Origin of the sequence: Pseudomonas sp. C 49-2 (genome assembly GCF_003970195.1) — a bacterium.
Lineage (GTDB): Bacteria > Pseudomonadota > Gammaproteobacteria > Pseudomonadales > Pseudomonadaceae > Aquipseudomonas > Aquipseudomonas canadensis.
This window is the reverse complement of the sequence record NZ_RXYG01000002.1, coordinates 66,875-78,298: the sequence shown is the minus strand read 5'-3', so window position 1 is coordinate 78,298 and position 11,424 is coordinate 66,875. Positions and strand designations below refer to the sequence as shown.

Sequence of the window (11,424 nt, the reverse complement as noted above, 5' to 3'; positions counted from 1 at the left end):
CTTAGGCCAGTGGACTAGGGTGGACATAAGCCCCGAGTTGGGGTGCTTGTGGAGAACCAAAATGGAGCGACATCACAGAAGGATCAACAACAAAAAAAGGCGCACGTTGATTGCCGCCTACAAGCTACCGGGAGCGGCCGGCAAGCACGCGGCGCTACCGCTGGACATCGAGGACGACTTCAATGCCGCCGTGGTCAACAACAGCGTCATCTCGTTTGCCGAAGGCTTGTCCGGGTTGAACCGGGAGTACGTGCGTAAAAGCTATTTGCTGGCCAGCAGTTACGTCAGCGATGTGTTGAAAGTCCAGCGTGGCACCGAACGCTGGTACGACGAATTCATCAAGGTGATGGTCAGCCTGGGTTGGTTGCCGGTGCGCAGCCGCTTCGAACGGGTTTCGCGTTCCGGCAAGGGCCTGACCGTACAATTAGCGGCGTTGAACATCATCGCGGCCCTGCTTGCGTCGACTTCATTGTCTGGCCACTTGATGAGCGTTTTGCCGAAATTGGCGGCCGATGCATTAGAGGCGTTGAAGCAGGCACCTGGGACTTTCGAGTTGTTCAAACGCAACAGCGCGGTACACCAGGGCGGTGACTTCGGCCTGGCGTCCTGTGCAGAAACAGAGGGTGAGTTGATGATGGTACTGGTGACCTACAGCAGCCATGGCGTGAGCAAACAGGTGGGTCTGCCTTTCCTGGAATGGGACAGCTCCTCGTTCGAGGCCTTCAGCGGGCAGACATGCCTGGTGCTGAATACCTCGGTGGTCAACGAAGAGACGATCCAACTGATGCGCGAGAGTGCGGGTGACAAGGTGCAGTTGGCGATCGCCAAATACCGGATCTAAGGCACCAGATAACCGCGCACACCGGTGAAGATGATTTGCGCGGCCAGGGCGCACACGAACAGTCCCATCAACCGGCTGACAATCTGCAGGCCTTGGTCGCCTAAGATGCGTTCGATCCGGTTGGACAGGTACAGCACCACGCCCACCGTAAGGCTGGCCAGGGCAATGCTGAGGATGGCGGTGAGCTTGTCGTCCCAGTGCGGCTGGCTCACGCCCATCACCAACAGTGCGCCGATGGTGCCGGGGCCGACGGTAAGGGGGATGGTCAGCGGCACGATGGTCACGTCTTGCTGCACGTTGTCGGTCTGCACCGCCGACTTGCCCTGGGCCATGCCCAGGGCGGAAATGAACAGCACGCTGCCGGCGCCGATGCGGAAGGCGTCGACGGTGATGCCAAACACGCTGAAAATTACGCGGCCGAACAGGTAGAGCAGCACGCTCGATACCAGGGTCGCCAACGCCACCTTCCACGCCAGGCGGCGCCGTTCTTTGCTTGAGTAGCCACGGGTGAGGCTGATAAAGCAGGACAGCACGAAGAACGGGCTGTAGAGCACCAGCATTTTCAGGTAGACGCTGAATAACACGTGGAGCATGGAAAGTGGCTCGCGGCGGAAAGTGTTGCGCGAGTCTATCAGGCGGCAGCGATCAAATGTGGGAGCTGGCTTGCCTGCGATGACGATGGCTCAGGCAACTGATTTGTGTCTGACACACCGCTATCGCAGGCAAGCCAGCTCCCACAGGGGAGAGCATTCCAGGTCAGGAAGCAGTGCTGTGTTCTTGTTTCTGCTGACGCTGTGCCACCCAGAACTCCACCAGCTCACGCAACTGCGACAACTCCACCGGTTTGGCCATGTGCCCGTCCATCCCGGCCTGGCGTGCACGCTCTTTATGTTCCGACAGAATGTGCGCCGTCAGCGCCACCACCGGTGTGCGAATACGCTGGTGGCTGACTTCCCACGCGCGCAGTTGTTGGGTCGCCGAAAAGCCATCGAGGATCGGCATTTCACAGTCCATCAGCACCAGGTCATAACGTTGGGCCTTCATCGCCTCCAGCGCCTCTTCGCCATTGCTGGCGGTGTCGGGGTTGAGGTTGAGCTTGCCGAGCATGCCACGGATCACCTTGGTGGAGATGCTGTTGTCTTCGGCCACCAGGATGCGGAAATCCGTCGGCACGGTGATGGCGGCCGGGGCATTGAGGACCGGGCGGGGTGGGACGTTGCCCTTGCTGCGCTGGGTCAGTTCGTCGGCCAGGGTGGTCTTGAGCGTGTAGCCCGCCACGGGCTTGGCGAGGATGCGCTTGATCCCGCAATTGCGCGCGATGATCTTGCTCGGCGCGTTGCTGATACCGGTGAGCATGATCAACAGGATGTCGTGGTTCAGGCTTGGGTCTTCCTTGATCTTCGCCGCCAGTTGCATGCCGGTCATGCCGGGCATGTTCTGGTCAAGCAGCACCACGTCGAAGTAATCGCGCAGGTGTGCCTTGGTGCGCAGCAATGCCAGGGCTTCCTTGCCCGACGGCACCGCGCTGACGTTGAGGCCCCAGGCCGAGCATTGCTGCACCAATACTTTGCGGCAGGTGTCGTTGTCGTCCACCACCAGCACCCGCGCGCCCTTGAGTGGGCCGTCGAGGTCGGAGGTCGGGTGTTCCAGGCGTTCCGGGTCCAGCGGCAGGGTCAGCCACAAGGTGCTGCCCTGATGGCTGCCGCTCTTGATACCGAACTCGCCATTCATCAGCAGGATCAATTGGCGCGCGATGACCAGGCCCAGATGGCCGTTCAGGCGGGTGGCCGAGAAGAAATTCTTGCTGTGCAGTTCGCTGTGCAGCAGGGCGTCACGTTCGGCGGCTTCCATCGGCAGGCCGCTGTCCTGCACGGCAATGCGCAGACGCGGCTTGGTGCTGCGATCATCCAGCGCGACGACGATCAGCACCTCGCCTTCGTCGGTCTTCTGCAGGGCATTTTCCAGCAGGCTCAACATGGCCTGGCGCAGGCGCGTCGGGTCGCCGCTGATCACACGGGGCACTTGGGGCTGGATAAAGCTGATCAGTTCGACGTTCTGTTGCTCGGCCTTGGCGCGGAAAATACTCAGGCAGTCTTCGATCAGCGCGTTGAGGTCGAACTGCACGTCATCCAATTCGATCTGGCCGGATTCCAGCTTGGAAATATCGAGGATTTCGTTGATCAGCGTGAGCAGTTCATTGCCAGCACTGTGGATGGTCTGCACGTAGTCGCGCTGTTTTACCGACAGCGGCGTGCCCAGCAGCAATTCGGTCATGCCCAGCACGCCGTTCATAGGCGTGCGGATTTCGTGGCTGATCTTGGCCAGGAACTCGGCCTTGGCGGCGATCTCAGCATTGCTTGCCGCCAGGTCACGGCTGAGGCTGAAGCGCGCTTCGACAATCGCCCGCTGGCGTTCGCCCAGCGCCAAGCTCATCAACAGACCACTGAGACAGATAAACGCCAGCAGCGTCACGATCAGGCCCTGTGGCGAGACCATCGTCAGGCCCAACAGCGCCGGCAGGATGATCAGCGTACCGATGTTGAACACCACCATCGCCGCCACGAACAGGCGTGCCGGGCGGTAGCCTTTCTGCCAGTGATAGGCCGAGACAAACAGCATGCTCAAGCCAGCCAATGCCACCAGGGCATAGGTGATGATGTTCAGCGGCAGGGTGTTGACGAACAACAGCAGCAGGCCGCACAGGACGATAAACAGGATGTCGGCCATCAACAGCTTGTTCAGCGGGTGTGGGCCCAGCGGCATGAAGAACCGGTAGGCAAACATCAGCCCACACGGCGCGGTCAGCAGCAGGGCCAGGTAGGCGCCCGGCGTCTGGATCGCGTGCCAGTTTGGCAGCCAGGGGCCGATCAGGTTGAGCAGCAGTGCGAGGCTGAGCATCAGCAGGATCTCGCAAGCCGCCAGCCACAGGCTGCTGCGCGAGCGGTGGTAGGCGAAACGGGTGATGTTATGCAGGATCAGCATCAGCAGACAGCCGAACAACAGGCCGTAGATCAGTGTCTGGGTCTGGTCGGCGGCGGCGAGCACGGCCGGTTCCAGGGTGATATAGGGGCGCAGTTCATGTTCCGAGACCAGGCGCAGGTAGACCTCTAAAGGTTTCTGGCTTTGGGGCATCGGCAGCATGAAGTCACTGCTGGGTAACGGGCGCTCGGCCTGGGGCTGGCGTGTGCCGGTACTTTGTTGCTCCACCAGGGTGTCGCCGTCGAGTACATAGAGGCTCAGGTGGGACAAATCCGGGGCAAAGACCCGAAGTACTTGTTCGTGCTTGCCGGGTTGCAGCTTGAAACGCACCCACAACGCACCGTCGGGTTCGGCGGCGGTAAGGCGGTCCAGTTCGATGGGGCTGAATTGATTGGTGTAGCGCGAGGAACGGATGTCGCTCAGTTGCAGGTCGGCCTGTTCATCAAGCAATACTGCCCAGCCACTGCCTTGCGCGGCGGCCTGGGCCGGGAACAAGCAGAGCAGTGTCAGCAGACTGACAGTGAAACCTATGGCGATCCTGAGCCAGCGCACGGCGAAATCCCTTCGTAGGTTGATGCACGGTTAACTATGCGCGGGTCGGCCGGCATACGGCAAGGGCCAGAGGCCCTTGCCTAGCCGAACGGATAGCAGCTTACTGGCTCTCGCCACGCTCCCGCGCAATGGCGCGATAGCCAATGTCCTTGCGGTAGAAGCAGCCATTCCAGTCGATTTTTGCAGCCAGCTTGTAAGCCTGTTGCTGCGCGGCGTCGACGCTGGCGCCCATGGCGGTAGCGCACAACACACGGCCACCGGCGGTCACGACCTGGCCATCCTTGAGCGCAGTGCCCGCATGGAACACTTTGCCTTCCAGCGTAGCAGCCGCGTCGAGACCTTCAATCACGTCGCCCTTGGCGTAGTCAGCAGGGTAGCCACCGGCCGCCAGCACAATACCGACACTCGGACGTGGATCCCACTGGGCTTCCACCTTGTCCAGGGCCTGGGCCAGGGCAGCTTCCACCAGCAGAACCAGGCTCGATTGCAGGCGCAGCATCACCGGTTGGGTTTCCGGGTCGCCGAAGCGGCAGTTGAACTCGATGACTTTCGGGTTACCGGCTTTGTCGATCATCAGGCCGGCATACAGGAAGCCGGTGTACACATTGCCTTCGTCGGCCATGCCGCGCACGGTCGGCCAGATCACCAGGTCCATGACGCGCTGGTGCACGTCGGCGGTGACCACCGGGGCAGGGGAGTAGGCACCCATGCCGCCGGTGTTCGGGCCGGTGTCACCGTCGCCGACGCGTTTGTGGTCCTGGCTGGTGGCCATTGGCAAGACGTTCTTGCCGTCGACCATCACGATGAAGCTGGCTTCTTCGCCGTCGAGGAATTCCTCGATCACCACGCGTGAACCAGCGTCACCAAAAGCGTTGCCAGCGAGCATGTCGCGCACGGCGTCTTCGGCTTCCTGCAGGGTCATGGCGACGATCACGCCTTTGCCGGCGGCCAGGCCATCGGCCTTGATCACGATCGGCGCACCTTTTTCACGCAGGTAAGCCAGGGCCGGCTCGATCTCGGTGAAGTTCTGGTAGTCGGCGGTCGGGATCTTGTGGCGTGCCAGGAAGTCCTTGGTGAATGCCTTGGAACCTTCCAGCTGGGCCGCGCCGGCGGTTGGGCCGAAGCAATCCAGGCCACGGCTGCGGAACAGGTCCACCACGCCGGCAACCAATGGCACTTCCGGACCGACGATGGTCAGGGACACATTCTTTTCAGCAAAGTCTGCCAACTGCTCAAGGGCCAGCACGTCGATAGCGACGTTCTCGCACTTGGCTTCAATGGCGGTACCGGCGTTGCCGGGTGCTACGAATACTTTCTGGACGCGCGGGTCCTGGGCAACTTTCCAGGCCAGGGCGTGTTCACGGCCACCGCTGCCAATGATCAAAACATTCATTTCAAAAACCTCGGATGACGCTGAATTCGGGAGAGCACCGTGGGCTGTGCTTTTCTGTGGGAGCCGGGCTTACCCGCGATGCAGGCACCTCGGTCGTCCAGCCAGACCAGGGTGATGCTATCGCAGGCAAGCCAGCTCCCACATGGAGCCGGTGCCCACAGGCGATCTAATCAATCAGTGGCGGAAGTGGCGCATACCGGTGAAGACCATAGCGATGCCAGCTTCATCAGCGGCAGCGATGACTTCAGCATCACGCATCGAGCCACCCGGTTGGATCACGGCGGTAACACCGGCTTTCGCGGCGTTGTCCAGGCCGTCACGGAACGGGAAGAACGCATCGGAAGCCATTACCGAACCCACGACTTGCAAGCCAGCGTGTTCAGCCTTGATCGCGGCGATACGCGCCGAGTTCACGCGGCTCATCTGGCCGGCGCCGACACCAATGGTCTGGCGGTTCTTGGCGTAGACGATGGCGTTGGATTTAACGTACTTGGCCACTTTCCAGGCGAAGATCAGGTCGTTGATCTCTTGCTCGGTCGGCGCGCGTTTGGTCACGACTTTCAGGTCCTGGCTGCCGATCATGCCGATGTCGCGGCTCTGTACCAGCAAGCCGCCGTTGACGCGCTTGTAGTCCCAGGCAGCCGCACGCTCAGTCGACCACTCACCGCAGGCCAGCAGGCGTACGTTGGCTTTGGCCGCCACGATAGCGCGGGCTTCTTCGCTGACGCTTGGGGCGATGATCACTTCAACGAACTGACGCTCGACGATCGCCTTGGCGGTCTCGGCATCCAGTTCACGGTTGAAGGCGATGATGCCGCCAAACGCGGATTCGGTGTCTGTGGCGTAGGCCAGTTCGTACGCCTGGCGGATACCGCCTTCAGCGTCCGGGCTGACCGCCACGCCGCACGGGTTGGCGTGCTTGACGATCACGCAGGCCGGCTTGACGAAGCTCTTCACACATTCCAGCGCGGCGTCGGTGTCGGCCACGTTGTTGTAGGACAGCTCTTTGCCTTGCAGCTGGGTCGCGGTGGCGATGCCCACTTCGGCAGGCTTGGCTTCTACGTAGAACGCCGCGCTCTGGTGCGGGTTCTCGCCGTAGCGCATTTCCTGGGCCTTGATGAACTGGCTGTTGAAGGTGCGCGGGAACTGGCTGCGGCCTTCGGTGGACAGTGTTTCAGCAGCCTGGTTAACAGTGCCCATGTAGTTGGCGATCATGCCGTCGTAGGCGGCGGTGTGTTCGAAGGCCTTGAGCATCAGGTCGAAGCGCTGGGCGTAGGTCAGGCCACCGGCCTTCAGGCTTTCCAGCACGTTGGCGTAATCGCTGGCGTTGACCACGATGGCCACGTCTTTGTGGTTCTTGGCCGCCGAGCGCACCATGGTCGGGCCGCCGATATCGATGTTTTCGATGGCGGTCGGCAAGTCGCAACCTGGCTTGTTGATGGTGGCTTCGAACGGGTAGAGGTTAACGGCCACCAAGTCGATCGGCTTGATGCCGTGTTCGGCCATGATCGCGTCGTCGGTGCCGCGACGGCCGAGGATGCCACCGTGGATTTTCGGGTGCAGGGTCTTGACCCGACCGTCCATCATTTCTGCGAAACCGGTGTAGTCCGCCACTTCTACTGCGGCCACGCCGTTGTCCTGCAGCAGTTTGAAGGTCCCGCCCGTGGAGAGGATTTCCACGCCCAGGGCTTCCAGCTCCCGGGCAAATTCGAGGATCCCGGTCTTGTCGGAGACGCTGATCAAGGCGCGGCGGATCGGCAGGCGGGTAGTCTGGTCGGTCATTTCAATTTCCATCAAAAGCAAAGGAAGTCAGCAAAAAAGGCGACCGGTTTTACGCGGGCGCCTTTCTGGTTTGATTGAATGCTTACAGCAAATCGTATTGCTTGAGCTTTTTGCGCAAGGTGCCACGGTTGAGGCCCAGCAGCTCACTGGCTTTGGTCTGGTTGCCCTTGACGTAGTTCATCACGCTTTCGAGCAAGGGTGCCTCGACTTCGGAGAGCACCAGGTTGTACACGTCCGTGACGGAAGCGCCCTCAAGGTGGGCGAAATAATTGTGCAGCGCCTTCTCGACACTCCCGCGAAGGGTCTGGCCTTCTTCGCTCGGCGTGTTGAGGTGCTGTTTCAAATTGACGTTGTCGCTCACGGGTGTTGTTCCACTCACTAAAGTCTCGGTCATCATCGTCATGCGGCCACCCCCTCTCCGTCCCCTGTCCCCAGGCTCTTGTAACGCTCGCTGAAGAACTCACGAACGTTGGCGCACTGTGCTTCCGTATCATCCAAACGATTGAAGTGGGCGCGAAACTCCCTGGCGCCCGGCAGGGTTGCGAGATACCAGCCGACATGCTTGCGAGCAATGCGTACTCCCATCACGTCCCCATAGAAGGCGTGCAGGGCGGCCAGATGCTCTAGCAGAATACGTTCCACCTCGATCAGCTCCGGTGCCGGCAACACTTCGCCAGTACGCAGAAAATGCTCGATCTCACGAAAAATCCACGGCCGCCCCTGGGCAGCCCGACCAATCAACAAGCCATCGGCGCCGGTGGCGTGCAGCACGCGCCGGGCTTTCTCGGCGGAGTCGATGTCGCCATTGGCAAACACCGGCATCGACACCGCCTGCTTGATCGCAGCGATGGTGTCGTACTCGGCTTCACCGGTGTAAAGGTCGGCGCGGGTGCGGCCATGCACCGCCAGCGCTGTAATGCCTGCCTGTTCGGCGATCTTCGCCACTGTCAGGCCGTTCTTGTTGTCCCGGTCCCAGCCGGTACGGATCTTCAGGGTGACCGGCACATCCACTGCGGCGACAACGGCCTGCAGGATCTCGGCAACCAATTGCTCATCTTTCAACAGTGCGGAACCGGCGGCCTTGTTGCAGACCTTCTTGGCCGGGCAGCCCATGTTGATGTCGATGATCTGCGCCCCCAACTCCACGTTGGCCCGGGCCGCATCCGCCAGCATCTGTGCATCGCCACCGGCGATCTGTACCGAGCGGGGCTCGGGATCACCTTCGTGGATCATGCGCATCCGCGATTTGCGGGTGTTCCACAAGCTCATGTCGCTGGTGACCATTTCCGAGACTACTAGACCCGCGCCCAATCGCTTGCACAGCTGACGAAAGGGCTGGTCGGTAACCCCCGCCATCGGGGCGAGGATCAAGCCGTTCTGCAATGTATATGGGCCGATGCGTACCGCCGACATAGGACTTCCCTGTTGTGGGGCCGGATCATTAGAGTTCGAAAAAGGGTTGGCATGATACCCGCTCTCGATGACTGGATAAAGGCTGAATTGGATAAAATCTGAACAGTTATTTCTTTATCGCCACCGGTTTGGTTGCGCCCGGGAAAGTCAATAACCTGCCGTCAAATCTCAACCCATGCACCGATTCACTCTGGCGAGTGAAAGCTCAGGCTGTAATTCACGGCTTTATTGCCCGGATCGAGGATATCCAGGGAGATATGGATCGGGGTCTGCGAGGGCATTTCGCTTACTCCGGCCAACTCACCGCTGAGGTATTCGGCGGGTTTGAAGCGACGACTGGCAATCAGGCTGCCATTCAAATCGGCAAAACGCAGCTCCAGCAGTGGGAAGGGCTGGGAGAAGGTCGCACGGTTGTAGATAATCGCGTCCACCACCAGTGCTCCGGCGAAATCCGGATGGCTGCGCACCACCAGGTTGCTGCTCTTGATGTGGGCGATATCGACCCGTGATGGCACCGTGCAGCCCAGTGTGGGGCACAGTTGCTGGAACCACGGGCGATAGGCGTCCTGGCGGGCCAGTTCGTCGAATTGGTAGGCGATGTACTGGCCTGCGAGACCGGCGGCGGCGATCAGTACCAGCAATAGCCAGATCAGACGACGGCCCAGGCTGGCCGGACGCTTTTGCGCGTAGAGGTGCAGCGGGTCGTCTTCGAGATCCAGCAGTTGGTCGTCTTGCACGCTCGTTTCGGCGCGCGGGCGCTTGCGACGGGCTTTGGGGCGTTCTTCGGGTTCTACGTCATCGGCCGATTGGGTCAGTGGCGTGAACGGCGGTTCGATGTCGTCATCGTCTGGCGTTGAGCGCAGCGGCGGCTCATCGTCGATATCGTCGGTGTGGAACGACATGGACGGTTCTGTGCGCTGCCTCGTCGCAGGTTCGGGTGCGTCTTCAGTGACGTCGATGCGCTCTTCAGGCGGCTCGCTGAACAAGCTCGCTGCCCATTTTTCCTCTTCGGCCTTGACCGTGTCACGGCTGGCGCTGAAGGATTCTTCCTTTTGGCGGCGGTCGATACCGGACTGGCGACGATCTGCACCGATCGGCAACGTGTGCTGAATCTCGCGGCGTTCCAGTTTGGCCAGTTCTTCGTCCAGGTCCAGATTGTCCAGGTCCAGCTCTTCGGCAGTCCACTGCTTCTGGCTGATGGCCCGCGCTGGTTCAGGCGTCAGCTCAACCGGCACGTCTGGCTCAGGCGCGGACGCTTGGTCGCGCTGCTCCAGCAACTGACGAGCGGCATTGAACACTTGCAGGCACGAACCACAGCGCACCACGCCACGGGCCACGCTCAATTGAGCGTGGTTGACACGAAAGCGTGCTTGGCAATGCGGGCACTGGGTGACGAAACTGTCGGTCATGCGGCCATCCGATTCAGGCAAGCGCTCATTCTAGCGCCGACGACCGCTGATGCGTACCCAGCCATCGCGGTTGGCGATCGGATCCAGCTCGAAATCCTTCGCGTAGGCAGCGGCGACGTCTTCGCCCTGCTCGGCCAGGATGCCCGACAGCGCCAGGCGACCGCCCGGCTTGACCAGGCTCGACAGCTGCGGCGCCAGCGAAACCAGTGGCCCGGCGAGGATGTTCGCGACCAGCACGTCGGCCTGCACTTGGGGCAGTTGCTCCGGCAGGTAAAGCGGGAATTTGCCTTCAGGGATGTTGTTGCGCCCGGCGTTATCGCGGGAGGCTTCCAGCGCTTGTACGTCGATGTCGGTGCCGACGGCTTCTTTGGCGCCCAAGAGCAATGCTGCAATCGCCAGGATCCCAGAGCCGCAACCGAAGTCCAGCACATGGCTGTCGTTCAGGTCCTGGCCGTCCAGCCATTCCAGGCACAGCGCGGTGGTGGGGTGGGTGCCGGTGCCAAACGCGAGGCCCGGGTCCAGCAGCAGATTGACGGCGTCTGGTTCAGGCGCGGCGTGCCAGCTTGGCACGATCCACAGGCGCTGGCCGAAACGCATCGGCTGGAAATTGTCCATCCAGCTGCGTTCCCAGTCCTGGTCTTCGATGACTTCGCTGTGATGCTCTGGCAGCGGGCCGCCGGTGAGCAATTCCATGTGGGCCAGCACGGCGGCGGCATCGGTGCCGTCCTCGAACAGGGCCAACAAATGGGTGTGGGACCACAGCGGGGTGGTGTTGAGTTCGGGTTCGAAGATCGGCTGGTCTTCGGCGTCCATGAAGGTCACCGAGACGGCGCCGACTTCGAGAAACGCGTCTTCGTAGGTTTCGGCTTGTTCTGGGCTGATGGCGAGACGGACTTGCAGCCAAGGCATGGCGGGCACCTTTGAAAAAATGAGTGTGCAGCGGGGTAGGGCTGCGAAAGCGCGCAAGTTTACGCGAGCGGCGGGAGGGGTGTACACATAACAAATGTGGGAGCGGGCTTGCTCGCGAATGCGGTGAGTCAGTGAAGAGTATTTTA

The 11,424-nt window shown here is 61.1% G+C and carries 9 protein-coding genes; 1 reads left to right on the top strand and 8 read right to left on the bottom strand.

The features are described from left to right. Positions 1–61 precede the first annotated feature (61 nt). Positions 62–841 (top strand): hypothetical protein, encoded by a 780-nt coding sequence (locus tag EJ576_RS03940; protein WP_126569603.1) that lies wholly within the window; start codon positions 62–64, stop codon positions 839–841. Here the strand turns inward: EJ576_RS03940 and EJ576_RS03935 are convergent. From EJ576_RS03935 to prmA, 8 genes are all read right to left on the bottom strand, one after another. Continuing rightward, entirely contained in the window at positions 838–1,434 is a 597-nt protein-coding gene (locus tag EJ576_RS03935) for a MarC family protein (RefSeq protein ID WP_003171467.1), read from the bottom strand. The genes EJ576_RS03940 and EJ576_RS03935 overlap by 4 nt on opposite strands. 163 nt (positions 1,435–1,597) lie before the next feature. Further along, positions 1,598–4,372, bottom strand: coding sequence for a hybrid sensor histidine kinase/response regulator (locus EJ576_RS03930; RefSeq protein ID WP_122730661.1), 2,775 nt, complete (start codon positions 4,370–4,372; stop codon positions 1,598–1,600). A gap of 100 nt (positions 4,373–4,472) precedes the next feature. Next, positions 4,473–5,765, bottom strand: coding sequence for a phosphoribosylamine--glycine ligase (gene purD / locus EJ576_RS03925; protein ID WP_122730663.1), 1,293 nt, complete (start codon positions 5,763–5,765; stop codon positions 4,473–4,475). 174 nt (positions 5,766–5,939) lie between these two features. Further along, the gene (gene purH, locus EJ576_RS03920) at positions 5,940–7,547 is read right to left on the bottom strand and encodes a bifunctional phosphoribosylaminoimidazolecarboxamide formyltransferase/IMP cyclohydrolase (protein WP_123474025.1); all 1,608 of its coding nucleotides are present in this window, start codon (positions 7,545–7,547) and stop codon (positions 5,940–5,942) included. An 82-nt stretch (positions 7,548–7,629) separates the two neighbouring features. Continuing rightward, positions 7,630–7,950 carry a DNA-binding transcriptional regulator Fis gene (fis, locus tag EJ576_RS03915; RefSeq protein WP_002555375.1) on the bottom strand — a complete coding sequence of 107 codons (321 nt, stop codon included), beginning with the start codon at positions 7,948–7,950 and terminating at the stop codon, positions 7,630–7,632. Beyond that, positions 7,947–8,960, bottom strand: coding sequence for a tRNA dihydrouridine synthase DusB (gene dusB, locus EJ576_RS03910; RefSeq protein ID WP_016976994.1), 1,014 nt, complete (start codon positions 8,958–8,960; stop codon positions 7,947–7,949). Before dusB ends, fis begins: the two co-directional genes overlap by 4 nt. Positions 8,961–9,145: 185 nt before the next feature. Continuing rightward, complete coding sequence (locus tag EJ576_RS03900) at positions 9,146–10,369, bottom strand: DUF3426 domain-containing protein (RefSeq protein ID WP_123474024.1); 1,224 nt, start codon at positions 10,367–10,369, stop codon at positions 9,146–9,148. A 30-nt stretch (positions 10,370–10,399) separates the two neighbouring features. After that, entirely contained in the window at positions 10,400–11,278 is an 879-nt protein-coding gene (gene prmA / locus EJ576_RS03895; protein WP_122730670.1) for a 50S ribosomal protein L11 methyltransferase, read from the bottom strand. Positions 11,279–11,424 lie beyond the last annotated feature (146 nt).